Origin of the sequence: uncultured Campylobacter sp. (assembly GCF_937973075.1) — a bacterium.
Classification (GTDB): Bacteria; Campylobacterota; Campylobacteria; order Campylobacterales; family Campylobacteraceae; genus Campylobacter_B.
The window spans coordinates 1-26,769 of record NZ_CALBWL010000062.1; the positions used below are offsets into that span (position 1 = coordinate 1).

A 26,769-nucleotide genomic window follows, 5' to 3' on the forward strand; every position below is an offset into this window, starting at 1 on the left:
ACGCCAACGCCGAGGATCTTTACGAATATGCTAAAGATAGCCTCTACGTAGAAGATATCGCCGTGTATTCGCCAAAGGGCGGAATTTTTACATTGCCGCGCGGTGCTACAGCGCTTGATTACGCCTACGAGATACACTCTCAAGTGGGCTTAAAAGCGACAGAGGCCTTTATAAACCGCGTCAAGGTGCCGCTGCTAACGGAGCTTAAAAACGGAGATATCGTTCATATTATCACCGGAAGCGAGCCACACTATCGCTGCAGCTGGCTAAGCTCGGTCAAAACCGGCAAGGCACGCGCAACGATAAAGGCGTTTTGCAAGCAAAAGATCAGAGATATAAATTTTGAAGTAGCGATTAAAATTTTATGCGCGATCTTTACGACGAGCAAGGAGAGCATTCTAAGCTGGCTCGAAAAAGAAAATTTAAGCAAAAAGATCGGCAAAGCTGCCTATGACTCGGTATTTTTAAAAGACGTCGTAAACGCGCTGAAAAAATACCCGCTCAAAGAGAAATTTTTCAATATGAAATTTCGCAGCAGGTATGAGATCGAGAAGCAAAAATTTGACAACATCGTGGTGTATTCAAATTTTAAAATCGACGAGGTCGAGTTTGATTACTGCTGCAACCCAAAGCGCGGCGACGACATCATCGGCTTTCGAAACGGACACGGCGTGACGGTGCATCATAAGCTGTGCGAACGTGCAAGCGAGCTAATCAAAACCGATGAGATGATCTTCGTAAAATGGACGCGCAATGCGCCGCACCGCTACAAGATAATATTAAATTTAGAAAATAAGCGCGGCTCACTGGCGACGTTTTTGAACTATTTAGTCAAGCTCGAGGTCGATCTAGTGTCGATAAGCCTCAATGAAAATAGCGAAACGACATCGGATTATTTTGAGATCATCATCGAGCTAAACGAAAATTTAGACTCCACGGAGATTAAAGATAAACTCAAAAACCGCTTTAAAATCGTGGATTTCGTATCGCTTACGGACGTATATAAAAACTAAATAAGGGAGAGCAAATGGCTGACATTCAAGGCATTATGGAAAATTTTAAGCGCGGCGTCGCGGAGATCATCGGCGAGGAGCAAATAGAGGCGCTGATTAGGCGCTACTACGACAGCGGCGAGGTCTTTTACGTCAAAATCGGCATGGATCCGACCGCTGCGGATCTGCACCTAGGACACGCCGTCGTTCTAAATAAACTTGCGTTTTTACAAAACCACGGCGCGATCGTGCAATTTTTAATCGGCGATTTTACCGCTCAAATCGGCGATCCTACAGGCAAGAGCGAGACTCGCAAAAAGCTAGCGCGCGAAGTTGTGCTTCAAAACGCCAAAACCTACGAGCAGCAGGTCTTTAAAATTTTAAATCCTGCAAAAACCAAGGTGATGTTTAATTCCGAATGGACCAACCGCCTGGGTGCTAGCGGTATGATCGAGCTATCAAGCACTTTCAATGTTGCCCGGATGCTCGAGCGCGACGACTTTGAGAAGCGCTACAAGGCCGAGCAGCCGATCAGCATCAGCGAGTTTATGTATCCGCTGCTGCAAGGATACGACAGCGTTTGCATGAAATGCGATATAGAATTCGGCGGTACCGATCAGAAATTTAATCTTTTAATGGGTCGCCAGCTACAAAGAATTTATGATGTCGGCAAAGAACAAAGCGTCGTGATGATGCCACTTTTAGTTGGCACCGACGGCACGAATAAAATGAGCAAGAGCCTAGGCAACTACATCGGCGTAACCGATACGCCTCATGATATGTACGGCAAGGTGATGAGCATTAGTGACGCGTTAATGTGGGATTGGTATAATCTGCTAAGCCAAAAAAGCAGCGAAGATATCGAGCTAATAAAAGGCTTTGTGGCCGATGGCTCGATCCATCCTAAGGCGGTTAAGGAGGAGCTTGCCTCCGAGATCGTAACGCAATTTTATGACGAAAACACCGCCTTTGAAGCCAAGCAGGAATTTGACCGCGTCCACGGTGCTGGCGAGCTTCCTAGCGAGATCAAGGAATATCACGTAAGCTCGCCTGCATGGATCGTAAAGGCGCTAATTAGCTGCAAGCTCGCCGTATCCAGCTCGGATGCGCGCAGGCTGATAAAATCAAACGCGGTCAGCATCGATCAAAATAAAATTTTAGATGAGCAGCTTCAGCTTAGCTCGGGCGAATATACACTCCAAGTAGGAAAGAAAAAATTCGCTAAATTAAAGGTGGATTAATGAGTATAAAAATAGGCAAACACGAGATTGCGCACCCGATAATTCAAGGCGGCATGGGACTTGGTATCAGCTGGGACAAGCTAGCCGGCAATGTCAGCCTAAACGGCTGTCTAGGCGTCATTAGCTCGGTCGGCACCGGCTATTACGAAAATCTTAAATTTGCCAAAAAATCGCTCGATGGCAGACCATATCAAAGTGAGAATTTTTATAGCAAAGAGGCGCTTTTTGCCATCGTGCAAAACGCCCGTAAAATTTGCGGCAATGCACCTTTAGGGATGAACGTAATGTGCGCGGCGAACGACTACGAGCGCATCGTGCGCAACACGTGCGAGGCGGGTATCGACATCATCATAAGCGGCGCGGGCCTTCCTACCAATCTACCGGAATTTACGGCAGATTTCCCGGACGTCGCGCTCGTGCCCATCGTCTCTTCCGCCAAGGCTCTTAAGATCATCGCCAAACGCTGGAAGCAGCGCTACGACAGAATTCCCGACGCCGTAGTGCTCGAAGGCCCTCTTAGCGGCGGGCATCAGGGCTTTACCTACGAGCAGTGCGGCGATCCGGCGTTTGCGCTGGATAATCTGATCCCACAGGTTAAGACAGAGATCGCTAACTGGGGCAGCTTTCCGCTCTTTGCCGCGGGCGGGATTTGGGATAAAACCGACATCGATCGCGTGAAATCTTTGGGCGCAGACGGCGTGCAGATGGGCACGCGCTTCATCGGCACCTTTGAATGCGACGCCGCGGAGGAATTTAAGCAGGTGCTTCTTAACGCCAAAAAAGAAGATATCGAGCTTCTAAAATCACCCGTGGGCTATCCCGCGCGCGGAATTCATACCGATCTGCAAGATATGATCGCCGCAGGCACGGCGCCTAAGATCCGCTGTATCAGCAACTGCGTAAGCCCATGCGAGCGTGGCAAAGGCGCTAACGCCGTAGGATACTGCATCGCCGACCGCCTAAGCGACGCATATCTGGGCAAAACGCAAAGCGGCCTGTTTTTCACCGGCGCGAACGGATGGCGATTAAACGAGATAATATCCGTGAAGGAATTGATAGAAAAACTTGTAAATGGCGAAGATAGTTAAAATTTTTCTAATCGCGGCTTTTAGCTGCGTATTGGCGTTTGGAGCTTCCAGCGAGGCGTTTTTTGCGAAATTCGACAAGGATTTCATCGTAGCGACGCCGAATTACAAGCGCTCGCTGCACAAAGAGCTAAAATCGCTCTACCAAGGCGCGTCCGATAAAGAGGTCCGCATCAAAGCGCTAAAGAGGCTGGTTTACAGCTCGAAAAATTTAGGGCTTGATTCCTCGCCTTATGAATCTGCGCTAGCCAAATTACAAGGCAAAGCAAGTGATGGCAGCACGAATTCTAAAAAGCTCAAAGATGAAAACGCAAAAAATTCCAAAAGCTCGGACGAGAAAAACGCTTCAAATTTAGCGCATAGCCCCAAAGCCTCCGCCTCAAAAAACTCTAAGAATTCAAAAAATTCCACTTCCAAAAATCTCAAAAATACGCGCGCGCCAGAAGAAGCCGATCTAAGCTCACTATCTAGTGAGGATTTGGAATTCTTACGCTCGACTAGGCCCCGCGGCGCGGACGACGCAAAAAATTCAATAGACGATGCGTATAGTAGCGACGCGAGCGAAAATCCCGCAGGAGCCGATGACTCCTTACAAGCGCAGAATTCCGCGGGTAGTGCTGCGACAGAGCGACTAGATTCTGAACTTCGCAAAAGCAGCGTAAAAAAATCCGCCCCCGATGCCAAACTCGCTCTAGAATCGCTGCGCGGCGATGGGGATGAGATCGTGCTTGAGTTTAACCGCGATCTAAGCCAGAGCGATTACAAGGATTTCACCATTGCAAGCAACGATCATTTTCGCTTCGTGATTGATTTTGGCGCGCGGCAAAAGTCACAAAAAACGCGGCTTAAAGATAGCTTTGTTAGCGATGTACGCGTCTCGCAATACAACGATAAGACCGTGCGCATCGTACTTAGCGATCCGAAAGAATTCAATGCAAACGTAGAAATTAACGGCAATATGATGATTTTAAGTACGGCTGAAGGCTTAAAAGCCGCAAAATCTGCGCGCGCAGAAAAAAACAGAGATCAAAAATCAGGGCGCAAACGCGGGCGCGAGCAAGATAGCGAGCCGCAAATCAGCACGATAGAGGAATCAGGGGGCGCCAAATCGACCTCTGTGACCGCCGGTAAAATTTACAAATCTACCAAAGGCAAGCTCATCGTAATCGACCCCGGTCACGGCGGCAGCGATTCGGGCGCCGTCGGAAACGGGCTGAAAGAAAAAAACGTCGTGCTAGCCACATCCAAAAAGCTTGGCGCGCTGCTTGCTAAGCGCGGCTACAGAGTGCTTTACACGCGCAACACCGACGTTTTTATAAATCTACGATCGCGTACCGCTTTCGCCGCTAAAAGAAATGCCGATATGTTTATTTCGATCCACGCAAATGCCGCTCCTAACGCTAGCTCAGCACTTAAAATGAGCGGCGTGGAGACCTTTTTCTTAAGCCCGGCTAGAAGCGAGCGCAGTAAAAACGCCGCCGCGCTCGAAAACAGGGGCGATTTGGAGGATATGAATACCTTCTCGAAGCAGACCTTCCTAAATTTTTTAAACCGCGAGAAGATAATCTCTTCAAACAAGCTTGCCATCGATATTCAAAGCTATATGCTAAGCTCGGTCAAAAAGAGCTTCTCAAGCAGAGACGGAGGCGTGCGCGAGGCGCCATTTTGGGTGTTGGTGGGCGCTACGATGCCCGCGGTGCTCGTGGAGATGGGCTACATCACGCACCCGCAGGAGGGTAAAAATTTAGGCAAAAGCGCCTATCAAGACCGCATCGCTCAGGGTATCGCAAACGGCGTGGATGCGTACTTTCAGAAAAACAAGTGATAAAATTTTATGCGTTGCGATTTTACGAGCTAGATGAAATTTTATTTTGGCGCCAAGATTTACTCCGCAGATATAGTTTAGCGAGCGGCATAGATCTTGCGGATAAACAGAGCACGGAGGCGGTAAATTTAAAATTTAAAGCTCACAGCGCTAAATTTAAAGTAAAACGTGCGGCGCTTGCATGCAAAACTCGCTCGCATGCTAAATATTTACTACGGGCAGGTAAATTTTGCGGAGCGTCTTGCGGCGCCACGAGCTAGGGATATATACGGCTTAGACGCGGAATTTTTAGCGCAGCTCGGCGTAAAATTTTAAAGCACGGACTTGGCGCTGCTCTACGCAGCAGAGTGCGGCTGGCAGTAAAATTTACCGACAAAATCGCATTTAAATCGCGCGAAAATAGCGATTTTGTCGCGCTAACGCAAGTCGTGTTTCAAACCGCGTCCGCGCAATTAGGATTGCGCTTTAAGTTATGAGTATGTGTATCGCTCAAGCCACGCTTAACGGCGCAGTGGCGTCCTGAAATTTTGCGCCACGTTCTCAGAGCGCACGATATTTGCGTAATGCCGCGAACACGGCAGTTGCGATACGTCGATGCCTGCGCTCTATATGTATAAAGGGGCGCAGCTGAATCGTAAATTTAAAGATAAAATTTAAAAGGTCCAAAATGAAAAAAATCGTATTTTTAATCCTGCTTTTCGCAGCCGTCGCGCTCGCGCTTTATGTCACTTCGCGCGTCAATCCGAGCCTTTTTGCCGAGATCAAAGTCCTAGGCGCACTGCTAAACGCCACGATCTTCGGCGTCGCGCTCATCGCCTTAGCGATCGGCGAAAAAGACGTAGTGCGCTTTCCGTTTCTTACCGCCTCGCTGCTGGCGCTGTTTTCGGGGCTGGTAGAGGGCGTACTGCTCTTCGAGAACCGCTACTACATCGCGATCACGGCGGTGGCGTTCGTCGCCTTCGTCTTTTATCTGCAGATCAGGCACAAAAGATTTTCAAATAAAGCTTATAAAAATTCTGCGGGCGAAGGCTCTAGAAATTTAGATGAGAGCGCAAATTTAAAAGACGCGGATTTCGGCGGCGCAAAAGAGGCGCAGGAGCCGCAAAATAAAAGCGCCGCGACGGATGAAATTTTAAACTTTAAAAGCGGCGGCGAAATTTCAAATTCTCAAAGCGAGGATGAAATTTTAAACTCCAGTGGCGATCTCGGTGAAAATTCTACGCATCGCGTCGATGAAAATTCCGACGAAAATTTTAAAATTTCAAACGGTAGCGCGGGTGAAGGCAGCGCAGACGAAAATTCCGCGCAAAATTTCAATCAGGGCGCTGAAAATTCCGCGCCCGACGCAAGGCGCGATAGATGATCAAATCCGCGCTGATCGCGCTTGCGGTGATATTTTTACTGCTTTTAAATTTAGCCAATCTTTTCGGCATGATAGGCATAAGCGGGCCGGTGCCTGCGATGATCTGGTTTGCGATCAGTTTCTGCGGGGTTTTTTACCTATACAAATTTTGCGGTGCAAAGCCCGTCGCGGCGCGGATCGGGATCTTTGCCGTAGCCTTCGTGGGCGGATTTTTCACAAGCATTTTGTACTACGGATTTTTTAATTCGCAAACTTTGGAATTTGCCTTTACATACGCCTTTTTCGCGGTGGTCTTTACGCTCGGCATCGGCGTGATTTTGTAGCGAGTTTTAAAATTTAGCGCCCTGCTTAAGATTTCACCGCCGAAGCGAAGAACCGAGCTCCACGCGATTTTTAAGCAATTTGCTCTGCTCGCACGGCGCCAAATTTACATCCTAATCTTATAGGTCTTGTAGTTATCTTTCATTCTAAACGTCAGTAAATTTTGTAAAATTCCAAAGAGGATCATAAAGGTGATGAAGCTGCTGCCGCCGTAGCTGAAAAACGGCAGCGGCACGCCTACGACGGGCGCGAAACCCACCACCATCGAGATATTAACGCCCGTGTAGATGAAGATGAGCGAGGCAAGCGCGCTCGTAAAGACCCGTATCAAATAATCGCTTTTAAAATCGTAGTTCAGGCTCAGCAGATGCAGTATCAGCAGCGCATACAGCGCGATCAGCGCGGCAGCCCCCACGAAGCCGAAGCGCTCGATCGTATAAGCGAAGATAAAATCGCTCGTCGCAATCGGTAAAAATTTAAAGTGCGTCTGCGTCGCTTCGTCTCTATCCTTGCCGTAGATGCCGCCGTTTCCGATAGCGATGATCGCCTGCTTTACCTGATAATTAGGCTCCTCGCTGATAAAATCGGCGATGCGCTTTTTTTGATAATCGTGCATGTTTTCGTACAAAATCGGCGAGCTGGCCACAAAAACGATGATCAGCGTGAGCCAAATTTTTTTATCGACGCCGATGATGAAAAGGATTGCAAATCCCGTCAAAAAAAGTATCGCGGCGGTGCCTAGATCAGGCTCTTTCGCGATCAGAACGAAAGGCAGAAGTATGTAAAAGCTAAGGCGCAAAAAATCCTTCAGCCCATAGCCGTTTTTCGGCGGCGGATTTTTGTGTATCAGATACATCAGCATCAGGATAAACGCGGGCTTCATCACCTCGCTGGGCTGCAGCGTAAAATGCACGAAAGGAATCTCCAGCCAGCGCCTAGCTCCTAGCTTGCTAACGCCGAAAAAATCGACGCTGAGCAGCAATATGATATTTGTCCAATAAAATATCGGTATGAGATATAAAAATTTGCGTATCGGAAAGAGAAAAAATAGAGTAAAAACGGCAAATCCGACGCCGAAATAAACGACCTGCTTCGAGGATAGCACGTCGTTTGCCTCGCTTATTAAAACGTATGAAAAAACCACTATCGGCACGATCAAAAAAGGTTGAATGAAATCAAAATATGCTAAAATCTTTTTGTCAATTTTAAACAACGCTTAATCCTAATTAAAATTTTGACGTAAGAATAGCCAAAAAAGGTATAAATTTGGATAATCTAATAGCACAATGCAGCGAAAGGCTCGACGTTTTTTTAAGCTCGCAGCTTGGAATTTCGCGCAATCAAATATCAAGCTTAATCAAATCTGCAGCGGTTAGAGTGGACGGAGCCGTGCAGACTAAGCCCGGCTACAAGCTGTCCGCGGGCGAGCTCGTGCACATCGACTATCCTGCGCCCGCGCCGCAGCAAACAAGCGCGGATAGGCTAAACTTCGACGTTGAAATTTTATACGAGGATGAGGATCTGCTCGTGGTAAATAAGCCCGCAGGCCTTACCGTCCACCCCGCCGCAAGCGTCAAAGAGCCCACTCTCGTGGACTGGCTCAAGTCTCGCGGCTATCTGCTTTCTACGCTCGGCGGCGAGCTTCGCGCGGGCATCGTGCACCGCCTGGATAAACTCACCAGCGGCGCCCTGCTCGTCGCCAAAAACAACGCCGCACACGCCGCGCTCTCGGCGCAGCTAAGCGACAAGAGCATGGGGCGGATATACCTCGCACTCATCGACCTGCCGCTGAAAGAGCCCTGCGTGATCGAGCGCCCGATCGCTCGCAACCCAGCAAACCGCCTAAAAATGGGGATCGTGCCCGGCGGACGCAGCGCAAAGAGCGCGTTTTATGAAATTTTAAGCGGAGCGGAACTAAGCGAGCTTCAAAACTCCGCCCAGAAGTGCGATGAAATTTTAGGCGCGGACGATGGCGCGGCTGCGGGCAAGAGCGCAGGGGCGGATGAAATTTTAAATAACTGCGCGAATAACGCGGACGAAATTTCAAATAATTGCATGCGGAGCATGGATAAAATTTCAATCCAAAGCGCAGATAAAATTCCAAGCAGCCGCGCGGACAACGAAGATAAAATTTTAACCGCCGATATGAACGCAAATGAAACCAAAGCCGCCCGTCTCGCCGAAAATAAATTTTTAAATTTTAAAAATCCCGCTCAAAACCAAATTTTGCCGCCGATAAGCCTAAAAAGCTTTAATCTCGTCGCCGCAAAGCTCTTCACGGGCCGCACGCATCAGATCCGCGTGCATTTAAGCTCGATAAATCGGCACATTTTGGGCGATCATTTATACGGATTTAAGAGCGAAAACGCTAAAATTAACAGGATTTTGCTCCATGCCTATTTGCTCTATTTCATCCATCCGCGAAGCGGCAAAGAGGTGAAAATATGCGCGGGCTTGCCGAGCGAATTTCTAAATTTTACGACAAATCAAAAGGTAAAGGATGAAATTTATGAAAAAATTTTACCGACTAACGTTGAGCGCTACTTTAGCGATACTAGCGGGTGGCTGCGCTATGTCTAGCGCGCCTAGTGCAAGCGACGAAAGCCTGCCGCGCGTAGAGGGGGTTAGGACGATCGCGAGCGACAATGAGATCGGACTTGAGTGGCCTAGATACGACAGCAATACCGCCGTGCTGGGCTTTGTCGTTTACCGAGCGCCCGCAAGCGGCGGCGAAGCCAAAAAGATCGCCACTATCGCAGATCCATACTCCACTCACTACGTAGATACGAGGCTGCAGCCAGGCACTTCGTATAAATACACTGTGCGCACATACGGCGCCAAGGGCGTTTCGGCTCCTTCTCCGGTCGCTATCGCAAGCACGGCGAAGATGCTAGAGTCCGTGCCGTTTGCGCAGGCGATCTACGGGCTTCCGGGCCGCGTTAAGATCATCTGGCGCCCGCATCCAGATCTTCGCGTAAGCTCCTATCTAATCGAGCGCCGTCCTAAGGGAGGTGAGTCGTGGAGCACGATTAAAGAGGTTCGCGGCAGACTTAGCGCTGAATATATCGATAATATCGATTACGGCGAAGGATACGAATACCGCATCACCGTCAAAACCGAAAACGGAGAGCTGTCCAAGCCTAGTGCAGTCATTGCCGCAGCGCAGGCAGAATAAAGTTTGCCGAATTTCATAACCCGCAGCGTGAGCCTGCCGCCGCTGCCGATTAAGTTCGGCGAGACCGAATTTTTAGAAACGGCGCGCGGCAGAAATTTAACGCTCGTGCGAACCAGAAGCTTTGATAGCGAGTTTTTTATCATCGTTAAACCCGGCGGCGGCAAAGTGATAGTAAAGGGCGAAAAGATCACCAAGCCCGCTAAGATCGGCCATCTGCAACGAGCGCTCGAAATTTTTAAAGAGCGCTTCTGCGGGCGGATCATCTCGCAGGCGTTTGCTTACAAAGACAGCTCGCTTACCGAAAAAACGCCGCTGATTTTGGATGAGAATGAAATTTTATCCCTCGTAAAAAGCTCTAAATTTAATAAAATTTTCATCGAGATCGGCTTCGGCTCGGGCAGACACCTGCTTCATCAAGCGCGCTCAAATCAAGACGCGCTGCTAATCGGCATCGAAATTTACAAGCCCGCGATCGAACAGGTCGCAAAGCTAGCGATCCGCGAGGGGCTACAAAACATTGCGCTGATTGCCACCGACGCGCGGGTTTTGCTGAGCCTGCTTCCCGCAGGCTGCCTACAGCGCGTATTTTTGCACTTCCCCGTGCCGTGGGACGACGCGCCGCACCGCCGCGTCATAAGCGACGAGTTCGCCTCGCAGATCGCACGTACGCTCGGGCACAGCGGCCGCTTTGAGCTTCGCACCGACAGCGAGGAGTACTTCCTCTACGCGATGCAAAAGCTCTCGCCCTACGTTCAGCGAAAAGCGGGCGAAATTTCGCACTTCAAAAACCGAGACGCCGCCGTAGCGAGCAAATACGAGGATAGATGGCGCAAGATGGATAAAGATATCTACGATCTGATCTATGAGAACAAAACCGCGGGCCTGGGTGAGCCGCAGCGGTTTGAGATGGAATTTTTAAAATTTGACGCAGCGGCAATCGCGCGAAATTTTAAAAATTTCACCTTCAAAGGCGAGGATTTTTTCGTGCATTTTGAGGAAATTTTTTACTTTGACGCGCAAAAAAGCTTGGGCGCGGACGGAGCTTGCGCAGCGGACGGCGCAAATTTAAGCAGCGCGGGAGAAGTTATAAACGATGAGGCTATAAATTTAGACGCAATGCGAGGAAAAAATTTAACTAAGCGCGCGAGCATGGATGAAATTTCGTCAGGCTGCGGCAAAATTTCAGCTACGACAACGGGCGATAAAATTTTAACTTGCGCGAACGCTACGCAAATTCTAAAAAAAGCAAGCGGCGCACTGAATACAAACCATGCAGATGAAACGGGCGCAAAAGACGGCGTAAATTTAAACGAGGATCGCTTGAATGTAAGTTGCTTAAATTTAACAGACGGCGGCGTAGTGAGTGCGAGAAATACGACAAGCATAGGCGCCGCAACGAGCGCTAAATTTAGCCGCCCCGCCCCGAGTAAAAAGCGCGCTTTGGCCTGCGAGCAGATCGCAACAAGCAGCGCGCTAAATGCTAGCGGCACGGAGGGTGCGCTTGCAGCTATCGATGCGACAGGCGTAAGTACTGCACCTGCAACGATCGGTGCAATAGATACAAACAATGCGCCGAATTTGGACGGCTCATTCGCGGCGACCCGTGCAGCGGAAGCAAGCGGCGCACTGAATACAAACTACGCGGATGAAGCGGGCGTAAATTTAAACGAGGATCGCTTGAACGCAAGCGGCATAAATTTAACAAACGGCGGCGTAGCGAGTGCAAGAAATACAACGAACGCAAGCATCTTACTTTGCAAAAATGAGCCGCAAGCCGAACTAAAAAACGAACTAAACCACGCTGCCGAACCGCAAACAGAATTACAAAACAAGTCAAACTCTATCAAGTCGCAAGTCGGGTACCGAAGCGAGCCAAGCAATGACGAGCTACAAGCCGAACACCAAGACAAATTAAAGCGTGCCGAGCAGCAAGATAAACGACAAAGCGAACCAAGCTGTGCCGAGCAGCAAGATAAACGGCAAAGTAAGTCGGGCGCCGCAGAACCGCAGGACGTGCTAATCCTGCTTTCGCTCGGGGCATTCGACTTTCCGCAGCAGTGTTTCATCCGCGCAAACGCAAGCGGCACGCGCTACTTCATCCGCCGCCCGCTTCCTACGCGCGAAAACCACGCGGCACATCAAAAAATTTCGGAGATATTTTCACAATGGCAGAGATAACGGACGATTACAACATCATCACCGCAGCGGGCCTCACGCTGGGCTACGAAAAGGCGGGCGCAGTCATCCAAGACGCGAGTTTCGGCATCGGCGCGAAGGACTTCGTCATCATCACAGGCAAGAGCGGCAGCGGCAAATCCACGCTGCTTAAGTCCTTCTACGGCGGCATCGACATCATCGGCGGCGAGCTGAACGTCTGCCTGTGTGATCTAAAGGGCATCACGAACTCCGATCTGCGCACCCTGCGCCAGCGCATCGGCATTATCTTTCAAAACTACCGCCTGATCAACGAATGGACGATCGAGCGCAACATAATGCTTCCGTTAATGATAATGGGCTACAATCAGCAGGTCTGCCAAGACCAAGCCAAAAAGCTACTGCGCCATGTCGAGCTCGGGCACAAGATGGGTAAGTATCCGCTCGAGCTTAGCGGCGGCGAGCAGCAGCGCGTGGCCTTGGCGCGCGCGATGGCGCATAATCCGCGCCTGCTGCTGTGCGACGAGCCTACGGGAAATTTGGACGACTACTCCAGCGCCATTATTTGGAATTTGCTGCGCTCGGCGTGCGAGTCGTGGAACGCCTGCGTCGTTATCGTGACGCACAAAATGCCCTCTACGCTTCGTTTTAGACACCGACATTTTGAGATTAAGGACGCTAAAGTAAATGAAATCGATTAAAACCAATTTCGGCGTGATCTTTTCGCTCGTCGCGCTGCTTTTTTCGGTGCAGTTTGGAATTTTTATGAGCAACCTAACCAAAAGCTACGAGCGCTCGATCCAAAACGAATACAACATCGTGCTAGTCTCCAAAACCTCGCTCAGCCTGCAAGACGCGCAAAAAGCGGTGCCGAAGATCAGCTCGATTAGCGAAATTTCAACCGCGGGCATCACCGAGCGACTGAAGGGTAAAATTTCACAAAACGCCTTTGCCGAGCTTAGTAAAAATTTGCCTAAATTTTATAGCGTCAAGCTCGAAAGCTTCCCTGACGTCGCGCAGCTTGCAAAAATCGAGCAGGATCTAAAATCGATAGGCTCGCTTACGAGAGTTGAAATTTTTAAAAAGACTCACGATGAAATTTTTAAAATTTTACTGCTTATCAAAAGCCTTGTTTACGGCTTTGCGTTTCTGATCGTGCTTTTAGGCGTGATGTTAATTCACCGCCAGATGCGTATTTGGGTTTACGAACACAAAGAGCGCATCGAAATCATGGAGCTTTTCGGCGCGTCGTTTTTGATAAAAAGCGGCAAGCTCTACCGAATGGCGATAATCGACTCCTTTATTGCCACGCTGATCGTGACCTGCTTTTACATAGCGCTTCCCTCTTGGGAGGTGTTTTCGACAACGCTTAAGGGTATCGGCGATCTACGCACCGCCATAGTGCTGCCTTACGACGCGCTGATCCTTTTGGGTGTCGCCTTGACGCTATCTATCATCGCGGTGAGTTTCGTGATGCTGCAAATCGGAAATAAACGAGCATGAAAAGGGCTTTTTTAGCGCCGCTTCTTGCGCTGGGGCTCGCCGCGGCTCTTACTTATGCCGCGCCCGCAAAGGGTCAAAGCACGAAAGATAAGATCGCCAAAGCAGGCCAAGAGCTCAAAAGCTCGCAAAAGGAGGGGATGCAACTCTCGCAAAAGATCGACGAAATTGCAGGACAAATCGTAAAGGAGCAGGAGGGCTTTAAAAAGCGCGAGGGCGAGATCAAACAGCTAAGCGAAACGATCGAAGGGCTAAAGGATCAATACGCCGCCGAAGCGCAGGAGCTTGAAAAGCTTAATAGCCAAAACGTCACGCTTCTTAGCGTACAAAACGATCTGGAAAGCAAGATCGCAAGCGTGATCTCGCAAGAGCTATCGTTTGATCTCATCACCGACGTAAATTCCACCACCACGCCCGATTCTATCATGGCTAGCGAAATTTTAGAAGGGCTTGGCGTCGTTATGAACGACGAGCTGAAGGGGCTGATCAAAGACTACGAAAATAATCAAAATTTTATCAACGAGCAGAACAAAAAGATCAAATCGATCCAGGCAAGCATGGCGGGCTATGACAAGAAAAAAACCGATCTCGACGCCAAGCAAACCACCCAAAAAGAAAAGCTCGCACAGATGAAAAAAGATAAAGAGGACTACATCGCGCGCCTAGAGAAGATAAACGACGAGCAAGACGCCATATCTAAGACTCTGCAGGAGCTTAAGATCATCGACGACGCCGAGGAAAAAGCCAAAGCGCAGAAGGAGGAAGCGGCACGCCAAGCAAAGCTTGAAGCGCAGAAGCAAAAGGAGCGCCAGGCACGCGAAAAAGAGTACGCCAAAGCAAAGGCGGCTGCCAAAAAGGCGGGCAAGCCCGAGCCTGCGCCTCCTAGCGAGCCCGAGCCCGAAGTGAGCGAGCCCGCGGATGAGCGCATAAGCAAGATCAACCAAAAGGTCAAGCAGTACGGCTCGAGCTATCAGTCCTCGCGCGTTAAAAAATACAGCGGAGCCAAGACCGCAGCGCCTTTAAACGGCGCGTATTTGAAGCGAAAATTCGGCAACTACAACGATCCCGTTTATAACATCAAGCTTTTCAACGAAAATATCGTGCTGGGCTCAAACAGCGGCGATACGCAGGTTAAGGCGGTGCTACCGGGTAAAGTGGTCTTTGCCAAAGAAACCGCCGTACTCGATAAGGTCGTGATCCTAGAGCACAGCGGCGGCATCCACACGATCTACGCTCATCTAAATCAGATCCCGCCTACCGTGCGCGTCGGCTCCAACGTCAAAAAGGGCTACATCATCGGGCGCATCGGCTCGGATCTGACCTTTGAGGTGACGCAGCAGAACTACCACATCAACCCGCTCGATCTCATCAGCCTGAGGTAAGTCGTGAGCGGGGAAAATTCCAAATTTAGCGGATCTTGCGAGGATGCCGAAAGTTTAAATTTAAGCGAGCAAAGCTCGGGCTGCGAGTTAAATTTGAGCGATGAAAATTCTGCGGTGGCGTTAAATTTAAACGAGCAAAATTCCGCCTCGGCATTAAATTTGAATGACGAAAATTCCAAAGCCACATTAAATTTGAACAATCAAAATTTAAGCAGTCAAAATTTTACCGCTACAAGCGATGTCGCCGCGTCAAATTTAGATAGCGAGAATTCCTCCACGGGAGCCGCTGCATTAAATTTTAAAAATAAAAATTCTGCGACGGCGAGCGCCGAAGCGACATCAAAAACGATGGCGGGCGCCGCAAAAAATAGGAAGCTACAACGAGCGCCGTAGAAGTAAAAATGACGAAAACAGCGCAAAACGATATTGAGATTACAAGGGTAGCGGAGGAAATAATGACAACAGAAATAGCGGCAGCAAAAGAAGCAGAAGCGGCGAGACCGCAAATCCAAGAGCTTACAAATTTTATTAGTGAATACGCCGCCAAGATGCTTAGCATCGGCACCTACACCGCGCGTATAGAGCACTGCGTGCGCAGGATAGCGGACGCTTACGACTATGAGGCTAGCCTGATGATCTTTGTGCGTCACTTCATCATCAGCGTGATGGATCCTGCGGACAACTCTATCCGCCGCACCTACGTCAAAACGGGCGCTGCGGCGCAGATCAGCTTCGATCTGATCTCGGAGCTAAGCGCGCTTAGCTGGGAAATTTACGATGAAAAAATCTCCCTTGCGCGCGCGAGAGCCGCATTTACTCAAATTTTAACCTCGCAAAAGAAAAGCTTTGCCAAAACTCTCATTTTGCTCAGCGTCGCAAATGCTGCATTCTGCGAGCTTTTCGGTGGCGACGGCGGCGCGATGGCGTTAGTTTTTGCGGCTACGGCTTTTGGAATTTGCGTCCGCTATCTGCTTAGCAAGCTTAAAATCAACCTAAAAATCCAATACATCGCGGTTTCGTTCGCAGTCTCATTCATCGTCTCGCTAGGCGCTCGCTACGGGCTTAGCGCCACGCCCGACGTCGCCGTAGGATCGAGCATATTGTTTTTGATCCCGGGCGTCTGGCTGATCAACTCGGTATTTGACATCCTAAACGAAAATATGCTCGTAGGCATCAGCAGAGGGCTGAACACCGGGCTTTTGATCATCTGCATCGCGATCGGGCTCTTTCTGACGCTTAGCATCTCAAATTTGGGGCTTGTAAATGTTTGATATAGCGCTTTTGGTATTTAAGGATGCTTGCTTTGCCGCTGCGGCGGGGCTCGGGTTTGCGTATGCGTGCATGCCGCCTAAAAAGACGCTAGCCTTCTCGGCGCTGCTTGCGGCGGTAGCGCATTCGTGCAGGTTTTTGCTGATACAGAGCCAAATTTTTTCGATCGCCGCCGCGACGCTTTTTGCGTCGTTTCTGATCGGCGTTTTGGGAATGCTCTGCGCCAAGCGCCTCAAGGTGCCCGCAGAGATCATCGCCTTCCCCGCGCTGCTTCCGATGATACCTGGCATCTACGCCTACAAGGCGGTTTTGGCGCTGTTTTCTTATATCAGAGCCGTGGGCGCAGAGCATAAACTCGCTCATCTTATCTCGTTTTTCGATAACGCCCTCGCCACGATCTCGATCTCGCTGGCGCTAGGCACGGGCGTTTCAATAACGCTGCTAATTTTCTACGAGCAGTCCTTGATGATCACTCGCGGCGCAAGAGGTAAATAACACTAAGCAAAAAATTTTAAGCAGGCGCGGCGGGTAAATTTTATAAATTCTATTTTATTGCTCTCGTTTTATCTCTTTGGTTTTTTCATCGTAATAATATCCTTGCTCCACACCCAGCAAATTATCTTTTATATCGTATTTATATGTATAATTTTCATCAAAAATACCTAGATAAAAAGCATACCGACTATATTTTCTACCTTCTAACTCAAAAAATGCTTTATGCGGTTTTATATCTTTCTTTTTAAAGTTATATAAATTACAAAAGTTATCGTATTTTTTATCTATTAGGCTTACATACATATCAAAAAATAGCATGTCGGTTGGAATAGAAAAAATTTTATCATTAGGATATTTGTGGTCGTATATTTTAGGATTAATTTCATTTAAAAATATTTTTTCCGTAAATAACATATCAAATACATGTTTATCATTTTCTAATCCGCTAAAATATAATTTGTATTTTAAATTTCCATCCGACAAGATTAAACTATTATTATTTTCCCAGGGGTAAACAACTTCGCCTTTGAGCATGGATATATTTACAAAATCTTTGAAATTTGCTACGGCTTGTTTACCGTTGCAAGCCCTGTCTCCCAAACCCATAAAATATTCTAAATTTATATTGTCATCTATAATGAAAAATTCGCAAGCTTTATCTGGACGATTATTTCCACCGCATCTTTCCGCCAACCCGCTATAAAAATTATAAAATTCATCCTCTACTTTACCGTATTGTTTCTTTATTTTTCTTTCCATATCACGGAATTCCTCCGCTGAAATATTTATAGATTTATAGGTCTTTTTAAGCATACACTTTAACGCCCTATCTTTAAGCTGTATATCCGTAAGATTGCCATCCAGATTACATACCCATTCATATGGATCGGTTTCAATTTTTTCGGCTGAATTTGGGTATTTATACTCTGCAACAATCGAAATTATCACGCACAAAGCGTATATTATTATGATGAAAGCCAAGCACAGATAATATCTCGTTTTCAAATTTTGCTCCTAAAATTTTCCGCAATATACCTCACATAGACTTAATCCGCGATAATTTTAGAATGTCTCAAATATCATTAAATCGGGCTTTCGCTTGATCTACTCTAGCAAATTTCATCTCAATGCTTTGTAGGTATTGGGCTCTCTTGCTCCGCTCGTCGCACCTCTTTCCGCGAAGGTAAAATTTAACTGAGCTTTCCCAGCTTAAACGCCCTTTTTGCCGTCATATAAAAGCCGCTAAAGATAAAAAGCGCCATGCAAAGCGAGACGAGCGACCATAAAATTTTACCCGCAAGCCCGAAAAAATACCCCGTGTGAAGCTGGTAGTTCGCGTCTTTAAACTCACCCACGGTGATACCGTCCGTTTGCTTCTGCTGCGCGACCTTTCCCTCCTTTAGCTTCACGCTCGCGCCTTTTGGACGGGCGGTAGCGGGCGCGTCGGGCTCATAATATCTGACGCCGATCTTATCTCCGACTGCGAGCATTAGGGTAAATTCTTTATACTCTATGCCGCTTGATCTGAATATCTCATAAGCCCTCTGCGCGTCGCTAAATTTATACGTAGCGGGCTTTTTGACCTCCTCTTTAGCAGGTGCGGCGGCGTGATCTTTAGAAGTGGCGACTTTAGGCGCGCTAGCTTGCGGTAAATTTTGCGAGCTTACAAAAAGCTTCATCACCGCATCGTTATACCAGCCGTACGACCAGTTCAGCCCGGTTAAACAGATGAGAAGGTAAATTACCGCACCTAGCGAGCCTAGACTCGTGTGTAAATTGTAAAAAAGAGCGTATTTTTTGAGTTTAAAATTTGGCTTTATCGCCTCGATAAATTTACGCCTAAGCCTTGGGAAATGCAGCCAGACGCCGCTTATTACGAGCAGTATCATCGCCACGACGCTCGCGCCTACGATCTGTTTGCCGATCTCGGCTGCGGTTTTATTGCCGCTTAGCGCTAGGCCCAAATTTCGATGCAGCGCCATCACCGTTAGCACAAAGCCCGTGCCGCGATCCTTGCCGATGATCTGCGCGGTGTACGGATCGACCAGATACGCGTCATTTCTGTTTGCGTAAATGACGAAGGCTTCGTCATCGCTTTTGGGCACGACGAGCCTTACGGGCTGCTTAGCGCCTGTTTGCTCGCTAAAGCTTTGCAGGATTTTCTCAACGCTTTGCATTTCGCCCGTTTTTTCGACCTTCTTAGAGCCCGCGTTTATTAGCGCCTCAAACTCGTGCTGATACGACAAAATCGCGCCCGTAACGCCAATGATAAGCAGCGGGATAGAAAAAACGATCGACAAAACAAGATGGACGTTAAACAAAATTTTATTACGCTTCAAAAGCGAGCTCATTGTAGATCCTTGCGAGATAAATTTAATCTTTATTTGATTGAGGCTCGCAATTATATTGTGCGATTTTAAATATTTAGATAATTATCATTAAGACTTAGGTCGCAAAATTTTAAGGCGCGTTATTGCATAGCAAGAGCGCTTGAGTACCTCGCGCAATGTCATAAACTGCATATTTCAGAATATCAAAGCTAAAAATTTAATCCGCCTTTCGCGCGGCAAGATCGCGCTAGCAAGGTAAAATTCTAAACGCGGTTTATAAAAAGCGCACTCAAAATCTCGTAAATTTAGAAATTTTGCGCTAAAATTGCCAAAGACGCTAGCTTGCGCAATCCAAAAAAACGAGGTCATTATTATGTCGCAAAGTATAGTCGAGTTTGCTACGATAATCCTTTATGTTATGATAGGCTTTTGCCTTCTTGTTTCATTGCTTCAGACAAACAGATCGTATAAATTAGTGTATCGCGGGACATTATTTATCCCAACCGATCCGCTTTTAAAGATACCTATGTTTATAATATGCCTAAGCTTCGGTGTAGTCACTCTATCCAGCCCGAACGTAGCAAAACACAACGGCAAGCCGATACCTTGCTTTTACACCCACGATAAAGTTTGCTCGCAAGAGTACAAAGCGGCGGGCATAAATTTAAGATGCTTCGAAGAAGGCGATCCCAGATGCGTGGATGGGTATCTGCAAATAAGCGAGCCCAGACTAATACTTAGCAAAATCGGATCGGTCTGCGTCATAATTTTTTCATTTATCGTGCTAATTCAAAAAGGAATCAGAATAGATAAAAGCGGCATCTGCAAGGAATGGGAGGTTCTGCCGTTTAGGCACACGGAAAAGATATACTTTGATGAGATGAACTACGCCACATGGTTTATAAGAGGCGTAAAAATAATCAGCATACGAGGCAAAATTAGCGGCGTTAAATTCGGGGCGGGATATTTGTATGCACAAAAGGATATAGATTTTTTGCAAAATTTTATATTAGAAAAGCTAGCTGAAATTTCAAAAGCTAAAGCAAGCGAGCAAAATGCACGGGCTTAATTTAACGCTAAAAATATCTAAATTTAAGGCGGCAGCATAATATTTTTATATTTGGTAGTCGGCATAAATCTTTTACTGCTTGGACTTGCCATTTTAAAAAGCATGGTTTTTAAAAGCAAGGCCTCTTATAAAACCGTGCAAAAGGGCGCCTGGCTCATACCTCCTAGCCCCATAGCAAAAACTATCCTTATCGTGCTGTTTTTATCCTGGGGCTCGCTGGTAGCGTTTGACGAGCCTTGGATAAAAACAACAAGAGGCGGAGGTAAAGTTGCATGCTTTGATACAAATGACCCTTTATGCGTAGGCGGGTATATACAAAGAGGCGGCGGCGAGACCGCACTCGTGATCGTGATGGGTCTTGCAATGATGCTAATTGCCATACTGCCGTTATCTGAAAAGGGCGTCATCATAGACAGCCGCACCGTAAGGAAAGAGTGGAGATTTTTATCGTTTAAATTTAGCACAAAGATCGATATAGAAAACGCCCTTACGGAGAAAGGGATGAGGGGTGAGATGCCGATTTTGATAGTAGAAGACAGGCAAAGCGGCAAAAATTTTACGCTCTCATTCCCATACGCACAGCAAGATATCAAATTTATCGAAGCAGAGATAAGAAAGAGGCGCTATAAGATGATGAAATCAAAAGAGACAAGAGCCCCCTTAAATCCACGCTCAAAAAAACTATAAGCTTAAAAAGCGCGAATGAGCGCGCAAACATAGAAATTCCAAAAAACGACAAAGAGGGCGCGGGCGATTAAATTTTAAATTTAGCCACGCGCGAGTAGCAGCTATAAAAATTTACGCGTAGCAAAGCGGCGCAATGATCGCGCGAGTAGCAGCTGTAAATTTATGATAAGTTGCGGCGAAGCGGCGGCAACAAGTGCGCGAACAAGTGCGCGCAAGCCCAAAAAGATGAGCCCAATGCAAACCAAAAAGATGAGCCGAAAGCTTAAAACGAGCCGGGCGCTTAAAATTTAGCTCGCGATTTTAAAATCCGAAATTCCAAATCGCTACGTCAAAATTTAGCCTATTTTTTACCTAAAATTTCGTAAAATTACCACTTTAAATTTTCAAAAAGGACGCAGATGAATAAAAGTTTGGAATTCAGAGCCGACATCGGGATGATCTTCGTAGCGATCGCTTTTGGGCTCGGATATCTGCCCACCTCGCAGGCGCTTGCGAGCAACAACGTCTTCGTACTGCTATTTTGGCGCTTTTTCGCCGCGAGCATCATCGCAGGCGCGATATTTTTCCCGAAGCTCAAAGCCATAACTTCGCGCGAGATCAAGCACGGCGCGGTGCTTAGCCTGTTTTTATTCGCAGGTTTTACGTCGCAGACCTTCGCTTTTAAATTTGCGCAAAGCTCCTCCGTGGCGTTCATCATCGGCCTAAACGTCGCGCTCGTGCCCTTCATCGCCGCGGCGCTGTTTAGGCATAAAATTTTCTCCTACGCCTACGCGGGCATCGCGCTTGCGATCGCTGGGCTCTATCTCATCGGCGACACGCAGCTAGGTCTCGGCAAGGGCGAAGCGCTGGCGCTAGTCTGCGCGTGCGCGTATTCGTTTCACATCGTGCTGACCAACCGCTTCGTGCAAAGCTGCGACGTAGCGGGCATAGCCTACGTACAGATACTCTGCCTAAGCGTGCTTTGCTGCTTTGCGACGATCTTTTTTGAAAGAGTCAGCATCGTGCCGGTGATAGATAGAAGCTTTTTCGTCGCGATGGCGGTGATCTGCCTGCTGGGAACGGTTTTTGGCTTTTTTGCGCAAGCCTTGATGCAAAAATACACGACGCCCGTAAAAACCGCTCTATTTTTCACGCTCGAGCCCGTAACGGCGGGCATTATGGGCGTATTCGTGGGCGGCGAAAGGCTAAGCGCGATGCAAATTTTAGGCGCGGCGCTCATCCTCGCAGGCGTTTTGATAAGCGAGATCGGAAGCTACCTCAGCGCGAAACGGAGCAGATCCGCAGACGTTTGATTTGCGGCGCCATAAATTCTATGCCACGTGGAATTTTGCGCCGTAAAATTCCGTGCTGCATAAAATTCTGCGTCTTAAAATTCTGCGACGAAATTTCGTCTTAAAATTTTACGAAATGGAGCCGAGCAGCGAAGTTTTGCGATAAATTTCATCACTTAAGCGATACAATAGTAAAATAATAAAATTTTAACAAAGGAGCCCCTATGAAAAAAATCATCCTTCTTGTAGCCGCGCTTGCGGGCATAATGTTTGCCAAAAGTGTAGAACTCGCCACACCGCCCGATCATAAAGACGGCGTAAACCACCTGGAATTGGTGCTGATCCTAGATAAATCGGGCTCGATGAGCGGGCTTGAGAGCGATACGATCGGCGGATTTAACTCGATGATAGAAAAGGAGCGCAAAGAGGGCATCGACGCCAGCGTCACGACCGTGCTTTTCGATACGAAATTTAACGTCATCCACGACCGCACGCCGCTTGCGAAGGTCGAAAATCTAACGTCCAAGGAGTACTACGCCGGCGGCAATACCGCGCTACTGGACGCGATTGGCAGCACGATAACGCGTATCGAGCGCGTGCCTGACATCTATGCAAAAAGCAATCGCGTGCTTTTCGTCATCATCACCGACGGGATGGAGAACTCAAGCCGCGAATACTCCAAAGCGCAGATCAAAAAGATGATTAGCGACAAGCAGGAAAAATACGACTGGGAGTTTATCTTTTTAGGCGCTAATATCGACGCCGCAAGCGAAGCGCAAAGCATCGGCATCAAACGCGAAAACGCCCTAAAATACGAGAATTCCAAAGAGGGCGTGAGTAAAAATTTCGAAGCAGCAGCCGAGATATCCAAAGACGTGGCGACCGATAATAAAGCAAACTCGAAATGGCGCGACAAGGTGCTTCAGGACAAAAAATAGCAAATCGCGAGGCGCACTAAAATTAAGTGTCGCTGCGGAAACGAGCGGCGGCGTGAAAATAGGCAGCGATGTGCAGCGCGCGGCGCAAAACGAGCTTTAGCAAAAAACGCGGGCGGCGGTGCAAACGAGTTGTGGCGCTAAATATTCAGCGCGAAAACACGGGCGACGGCGCGAAAACAGATAGTGCGCCAGGTCGCTTGCCAAAAAATTTAATGCGAATATGTGCCGCAAGAAAAACAGGCGCGCAAGGAATAAAAACAGCGTGAAGCGGAGCCGAAAACTCCGTGAGCCTAGCAATATGGCGCGCATATTGATTTTCACTCGGCGCATTTTAGAATTTTATTTTGATTTTTTCATGCGGCGCGCGGTATTGCTTTTACCGGCGCTGCTTTGTGCGGCGCGGAAACGCAAATCTACTCGCCAAATTCAGACGTCTCGCGCATGGCGCCGATTTACGGCGAGCAAACCGCTATTTCGCAGACGAAGCTAAATTTACGGCGCGCAAATTCCGCTTTTTGCAAGTGACAGGTAAATTTCGCCCTTTGCAAGCGGCGCTAAATTTTAAAATTTCGCCGCCGCAAAACGAGTGCAGTCACTAAGCGCGGCTGCATAAAATTTCGTAAATTTAACAAGGAGGAAGCTTATGAGGGTATCGGAGATCGACACGCCGGCGTTGCTGATTGATCGCGAAATCGTGCTTCGCAACCTGCAAAAGATGCAAAGCTATGCGGACGCCGCAGGCGTGAGCCTGCGCCCGCACACCAAAACGCACAAAATGCCCTATTTCGCGAAGCTGCAAAAAAGCATCGGCGCTGCTGGCATCACGGTCGCCAAAACGGGCGAGGCCGAAATCATGGCGGCAAACGGGCTGAAAGATATATTTATTGCAAACGAGATCGTGGGCGAGCTGAAATTTCAGCGCATCATCGCGCTTTTGCGTGCGGGGATAAACTTAAGCTTCGGCGCGGATAGCATAGAGCAGGCGAGCCTGATAGAGCGCGCCTTTGAGCATAGCGGCACAAAGGCCTGCGTGCTTACCGAGATCGAAGTGGGCGAAAACCGCTCGGGCTTCGTGGAAAAGCAGGATTTCGCGGCGTTTATAAAATTTATAAAAGGCTGCAAAAATATCGAATTCCGCGGCGTGTTCTCCCACGACGGCTCAGCCGCGCCGATGCCTGCACCTGTTCTCCCACGACGGCCACTCCTACAAGGCTGCCGATAAAAGCGAGTGCGAGCGCATCCACCTAGCCGCGCAGCGCCGCACGCTGGAGTTTGCAGATATCGCGCGCGAGCTAGCTCTGCCTGCACGCGTCGTTAGTATCGGCTCGACGCCATCGCTCATCAACGATTTTGAAATTTTAAAGGGCGTCACCGAGATCCGCCCGGGCACCTATATCTTTATGGACGCCTCGCAGGCGCAGGCTTGCGGCGATTACTCGATGAATGCGGCGAGTATCCTTACGACTGTCATCAGCAGGCCTACGGCGGATCGCATCATCACCGACGTCGGCGCCAAGGGGCTCACGCAGCAAAGACGCACCGAGGGCTTCACCGCCACGCCCGGACTCGGGCGTATAAAGGGCACGGATGTGTGGATAAATGGCGTTTACGACGAGCATGCGATCATCTACGACAGAGCGCTGCGAGACGCCGTGCGCGTGGGCGATCGACTCGAAATTTATCCGAACCACATCTGCCCCGTCGTAAATTTGCACGAGTTCGCCTATCTCGTTAGCGGCGGCGAGATCGTAGAAAAAATCCCCGTGCTATGCAGAGGCAAGCTGCAATAAGCGGGGAATTTAGAGGCGAGATAAAATTTAGCCTCTAATCTAGGGCGCGGCCAAATTTAAGGCGCGAATTTATCGCCGCTCAGGCTGCGGCGCAAAGCGCGCCGAATTTGACTACGAAATTTAACGAAAGGCAAAAATGAGACTTTGGACGATAAGCTTTAAATATCTCGACGCAAAGGGGCTTGTAGCGCTTTGGCGGGAGGCGCTGCTAGCTAAAAACGTGCTGGCTGGGCTTACTAAGGGCTACAAAAACCACCCACAGCTCGACCGCTTTTACGCGCACGAAAACGCGCTAGAGGCGATAAATGCGTATCTAGCGGAGGTTTACGCGCAGGCTTGCGCTCGCGGGTATAAATTTGACGCGGCAAAAGTGGGCGAATTTGACGAGCGAAATTTAGCCAAAATAGCCGTCTCTCGCGGGCAGATAGAGTATGAGTTCGCCTTTTTGCAAGAGAAGCTAAAATCGCGCGACGTCAAGGCTTACGAGCGAAATTTAGGTGTAAAAAATATAGAAATCGCAGGCGTTTTTGAGGAGGTTGCAGGCGGGATTGAGCCGTGGGAGAAGGTTAAAATTTAGCTCTGTTTCGCGCAGGATTTTTGGCTTGCCTAGGCAAATTTGATCAATAAAAACGCCAAAATACGTTATGTCGATTTTCCACTAAATTTGACGTAAAAATCTCAAATTTACGATTAGTGGCGATTTGCCAAAAAGGCAAGCAATTTTATCCGCTTTGGCGAGAGATTATGGGCAATTCGTCAAATTTTAAAAGGCGAACCTAACGTCAAATTCTCGTCAAATTCGCCTCTGTTTTTAAAAATAAAAGCCGATCCGCAAAATCCCGCGCTTAAAATTTACCCGCAAGCGAGCAAATCCAGCCAAATTTTGCAAATCGGTAACTCTACTCCGCTCTCATCTTAGTACCTACGAATGCTAAGCTTAAATCGCGACTAGACCGGAGCTAAATTTAAACCCCAAGGCGGGCGCGTGAAAAAATGGACGCGCCGAAAATAAAATTTCAGATCACGCCAGTCCGCTTATTACGCCATCGCTAGTGATTTTCATATTTAGCGCGTTAGGAACCTTCGGCAGCCCCGGCATAAGCATTATCTTGCCGCAGACGGCGACGATGAAGCCCGCTCCCGTGCGGATTTGAAGGTCTTTGACGCTGAGCTTAAAGCCGCGCGCGCGCCCAAGCGCTTTAGCATCGTCGCTGAAGCTATACTGCGTCTTTGCGATACAGACGTTTAGCCGCTCAAGCCCCAAAGCCTTGATGTGCTGTAGCGCCTTTTGCGCTTCGGGCTCAAAAACGACCTCGCTCGCGCCGTATGGTTTAAATTTTACTTCGCGGCGGCGGGCTATCCGTATTTAAAAAGCGGCGCTCATTGCATGATAAAATTTCGCCGCCTCGCGACAGCTGTCAAACGGCACATTAAATTTAAAATTTACAAAACGCAAAATTTCGCGCAGAACGGTATCTCTACGCGGCTCGCTGCCAAATTTCTACGCAGAAGCAGCCTTCGCAAAAGCGGTATATCAGGCGGTAACCTGCCCGCCGCGCACTTTGGCATACGTAATGAGGGCATAGTGCATGAAGTCGGCGAAATATAACTTATAGTTGCTCGGGTACGGGAAATACACTTTATATCCCTTAAAACGACTACGAGACCACATTTACCGATATCGATGAATTCTGCATGTACTGCATTATTTGGTAAATCTCAGCGACTCGGTCTTTGATATGACGGAGCGCGGATAATCATCAAAAGCCACGATTATATTGCCGATATGGGGGAGCAGAAGGGGAAAAGATAGCACGAAAAACCCATCGCAAAATACGGTTGGCATAAAGATATTTTCTAAAGTTATAAAAAGCTTATTAAA

The 26,769-nt window shown here is 48.3% G+C and carries 27 protein-coding genes and 1 pseudogene; 23 read left to right on the plus strand and 5 right to left on the minus strand.

Annotation, left to right across the window (positions count from 1 at the left end; all coding sequences use genetic code 11):
* The 7 genes from Q0274_RS08270 to Q0274_RS08300 form a co-directional block, all read left to right on the plus strand.
* On the plus strand, positions 1–1,013 hold a 1,013-nt coding region (locus Q0274_RS08270), incomplete at its 5' end, for a TGS domain-containing protein (protein WP_298028875.1).
* 14 nt (positions 1,014–1,027) lie between these two features.
* Positions 1,028–2,233, plus strand: coding sequence for a tyrosine--tRNA ligase (gene tyrS, locus Q0274_RS08275; RefSeq protein ID WP_177389336.1), 1,206 nt, complete (start codon positions 1,028–1,030; stop codon positions 2,231–2,233).
* Complete coding sequence (locus Q0274_RS08280; RefSeq protein WP_298028877.1) at positions 2,233–3,321, plus strand: nitronate monooxygenase; 1,089 nt, start codon at positions 2,233–2,235, stop codon at positions 3,319–3,321. Before tyrS ends, Q0274_RS08280 begins: the two co-directional genes overlap by 1 nt.
* A complete protein-coding gene (locus Q0274_RS08285; protein ID WP_298028879.1) occupies positions 3,305–5,143 on the plus strand; it encodes an N-acetylmuramoyl-L-alanine amidase in 1,839 nt (612 codons plus the stop codon). Before Q0274_RS08280 ends, Q0274_RS08285 begins: the two co-directional genes overlap by 17 nt.
* The gene (locus Q0274_RS08290; protein ID WP_298028881.1) at positions 5,140–5,403 is read left to right on the plus strand and encodes a hypothetical protein; all 264 of its coding nucleotides are present in this window, start codon (positions 5,140–5,142) and stop codon (positions 5,401–5,403) included. The genes Q0274_RS08285 and Q0274_RS08290 overlap by 4 nt, the downstream gene beginning before the upstream one ends.
* A 407-nt stretch (positions 5,404–5,810) precedes the next feature.
* Positions 5,811–6,506, plus strand: coding sequence for a hypothetical protein (locus Q0274_RS08295; RefSeq protein ID WP_298028883.1), 696 nt, complete (start codon positions 5,811–5,813; stop codon positions 6,504–6,506).
* Positions 6,503–6,829, plus strand: coding sequence for a hypothetical protein (locus tag Q0274_RS08300; RefSeq protein ID WP_298028885.1), 327 nt, complete (start codon positions 6,503–6,505; stop codon positions 6,827–6,829). The genes Q0274_RS08295 and Q0274_RS08300 overlap by 4 nt, the downstream gene beginning before the upstream one ends.
* Before the next feature lie 104 nt (positions 6,830–6,933).
* On the opposite strand, the gene Q0274_RS08305 is transcribed toward Q0274_RS08300, so the two are convergent.
* Positions 6,934–8,040, minus strand: a complete 1,107-nt coding sequence (locus tag Q0274_RS08305; protein WP_177389326.1) for an FtsW/RodA/SpoVE family cell cycle protein — start codon at positions 8,038–8,040, stop codon at positions 6,934–6,936.
* Positions 8,041–8,093: 53 nt separating this feature from the next.
* On the opposite strand from Q0274_RS08305, the gene Q0274_RS08310 reads away from it, so the two are divergent.
* The 9 genes from Q0274_RS08310 (at position 8,094) to Q0274_RS08350 (ending at position 16,802) form a co-directional block, all read left to right on the plus strand.
* The gene (locus Q0274_RS08310; RefSeq protein WP_298028887.1) at positions 8,094–9,407 is read left to right on the plus strand and encodes an RluA family pseudouridine synthase; all 1,314 of its coding nucleotides are present in this window, start codon (positions 8,094–8,096) and stop codon (positions 9,405–9,407) included.
* Positions 9,337–10,002 carry a fibronectin type III domain-containing protein gene (locus Q0274_RS08315; RefSeq protein ID WP_297943116.1) on the plus strand — a complete coding sequence of 222 codons (666 nt, stop codon included), beginning with the start codon at positions 9,337–9,339 and terminating at the stop codon, positions 10,000–10,002. The genes Q0274_RS08310 and Q0274_RS08315 overlap by 71 nt, the downstream gene beginning before the upstream one ends.
* Positions 10,003–10,005: 3 nt before the next feature.
* Positions 10,006–12,180, plus strand: a complete 2,175-nt coding sequence (trmB, locus tag Q0274_RS08320; protein WP_298028888.1) for a tRNA (guanosine(46)-N7)-methyltransferase TrmB — start codon at positions 10,006–10,008, stop codon at positions 12,178–12,180.
* Positions 12,168–12,857 carry a cell division ATP-binding protein FtsE gene (locus Q0274_RS08325; RefSeq protein ID WP_005872302.1) on the plus strand — a complete coding sequence of 230 codons (690 nt, stop codon included), beginning with the start codon at positions 12,168–12,170 and terminating at the stop codon, positions 12,855–12,857. The genes trmB and Q0274_RS08325 overlap by 13 nt, the downstream gene beginning before the upstream one ends.
* Positions 12,844–13,659: a hypothetical protein gene (locus Q0274_RS08330; RefSeq protein WP_298028890.1), complete on the plus strand. Its 816-nt coding sequence runs from the start codon at positions 12,844–12,846 to the stop codon at positions 13,657–13,659. The genes Q0274_RS08325 and Q0274_RS08330 overlap by 14 nt, the downstream gene beginning before the upstream one ends.
* A complete protein-coding gene (locus Q0274_RS08335; protein WP_298028892.1) occupies positions 13,656–15,038 on the plus strand; it encodes a peptidoglycan DD-metalloendopeptidase family protein in 1,383 nt (460 codons plus the stop codon). The genes Q0274_RS08330 and Q0274_RS08335 overlap by 4 nt, the downstream gene beginning before the upstream one ends.
* Positions 15,039–15,041: 3 nt before the next feature.
* Positions 15,042–15,431, plus strand: a complete 390-nt coding sequence (locus Q0274_RS08340) for a hypothetical protein (protein WP_298028894.1) — start codon at positions 15,042–15,044, stop codon at positions 15,429–15,431.
* Between the two features lie 62 nt (positions 15,432–15,493).
* A complete protein-coding gene (locus Q0274_RS08345) occupies positions 15,494–16,309 on the plus strand; it encodes a threonine/serine exporter ThrE family protein (protein ID WP_298028896.1) in 816 nt (271 codons plus the stop codon).
* Position 16,310: 1 nt separating this feature from the next.
* On the plus strand, positions 16,311–16,802 hold the full coding sequence (locus tag Q0274_RS08350; protein WP_298028923.1) for a threonine/serine exporter family protein: 492 nt from the start codon (positions 16,311–16,313) through the stop codon (positions 16,800–16,802).
* A gap of 54 nt (positions 16,803–16,856) precedes the next feature.
* Here the strand turns inward: Q0274_RS08350 and Q0274_RS08355 are convergent, their stop codons facing one another.
* Together Q0274_RS08355 and Q0274_RS08360 are read right to left on the minus strand one after the other, a co-directional pair.
* A complete protein-coding gene (locus Q0274_RS08355) occupies positions 16,857–17,807 on the minus strand; it encodes a hypothetical protein (RefSeq protein ID WP_298028897.1) in 951 nt (316 codons plus the stop codon).
* A 185-nt stretch (positions 17,808–17,992) separates the two neighbouring features.
* Positions 17,993–19,153: a PepSY domain-containing protein gene (locus Q0274_RS08360; protein ID WP_298028898.1), complete on the minus strand. Its 1,161-nt coding sequence runs from the start codon at positions 19,151–19,153 to the stop codon at positions 17,993–17,995.
* A gap of 352 nt (positions 19,154–19,505) precedes the next feature.
* Between Q0274_RS08360 and Q0274_RS08365 the strand changes: the two genes are divergently transcribed.
* The 5 genes from Q0274_RS08365 to Q0274_RS08385 all read left to right on the plus strand — a co-directional run bounded on the left by Q0274_RS08365 (position 19,506) and on the right by Q0274_RS08385 (position 24,319).
* Positions 19,506–20,201, plus strand: a complete 696-nt coding sequence (locus Q0274_RS08365) for a hypothetical protein (RefSeq protein WP_298028899.1) — start codon at positions 19,506–19,508, stop codon at positions 20,199–20,201.
* A gap of 51 nt (positions 20,202–20,252) precedes the next feature.
* The gene (locus tag Q0274_RS08370) at positions 20,253–20,888 is read left to right on the plus strand and encodes a hypothetical protein (protein ID WP_298028900.1); all 636 of its coding nucleotides are present in this window, start codon (positions 20,253–20,255) and stop codon (positions 20,886–20,888) included.
* Positions 20,889–21,286: 398 nt separating this feature from the next.
* Entirely contained in the window at positions 21,287–22,180 is an 894-nt protein-coding gene (locus Q0274_RS08375) for a DMT family transporter (RefSeq protein ID WP_298028901.1), read from the plus strand.
* A 203-nt stretch (positions 22,181–22,383) separates the two neighbouring features.
* On the plus strand, positions 22,384–23,097 hold the full coding sequence (locus Q0274_RS08380) for a vWA domain-containing protein (protein WP_298028903.1): 714 nt from the start codon (positions 22,384–22,386) through the stop codon (positions 23,095–23,097).
* A gap of 643 nt (positions 23,098–23,740) precedes the next feature.
* Entirely contained in the window at positions 23,741–24,319 is a 579-nt protein-coding gene (locus Q0274_RS08385) for an alanine racemase (protein WP_298028905.1), read from the plus strand.
* Here Q0274_RS08385 and Q0274_RS08390 read toward each other — a convergent pair.
* A complete protein-coding gene (locus tag Q0274_RS08390; protein WP_298028907.1) occupies positions 24,302–24,487 on the minus strand; it encodes a hypothetical protein in 186 nt (61 codons plus the stop codon). The two genes, Q0274_RS08385 and Q0274_RS08390, sit on opposite strands and share 18 nt — an antisense overlap.
* Before the next feature lie 10 nt (positions 24,488–24,497).
* Here Q0274_RS08390 and Q0274_RS08395 point away from each other — a divergent pair, with 10 nt between their 5' ends.
* Both Q0274_RS08395 and Q0274_RS08400 read left to right on the plus strand, forming a co-directional pair.
* The gene (locus Q0274_RS08395; protein ID WP_298028909.1) at positions 24,498–24,887 is read left to right on the plus strand and encodes a hypothetical protein; all 390 of its coding nucleotides are present in this window, start codon (positions 24,498–24,500) and stop codon (positions 24,885–24,887) included.
* Positions 24,888–25,023: 136 nt separating this feature from the next.
* The gene (locus Q0274_RS08400) at positions 25,024–25,464 is read left to right on the plus strand and encodes a pyrimidine dimer DNA glycosylase/endonuclease V (protein ID WP_298028910.1); all 441 of its coding nucleotides are present in this window, start codon (positions 25,024–25,026) and stop codon (positions 25,462–25,464) included.
* A 444-nt stretch (positions 25,465–25,908) separates the two neighbouring features.
* Here Q0274_RS08400 and Q0274_RS08405 read toward each other — a convergent pair.
* Positions 25,909–26,220: pseudogene (locus Q0274_RS08405) on the minus strand (formate--tetrahydrofolate ligase); the annotation flags it as partial.
* Between the last annotated feature and the right edge of the window lie 549 nt (positions 26,221–26,769).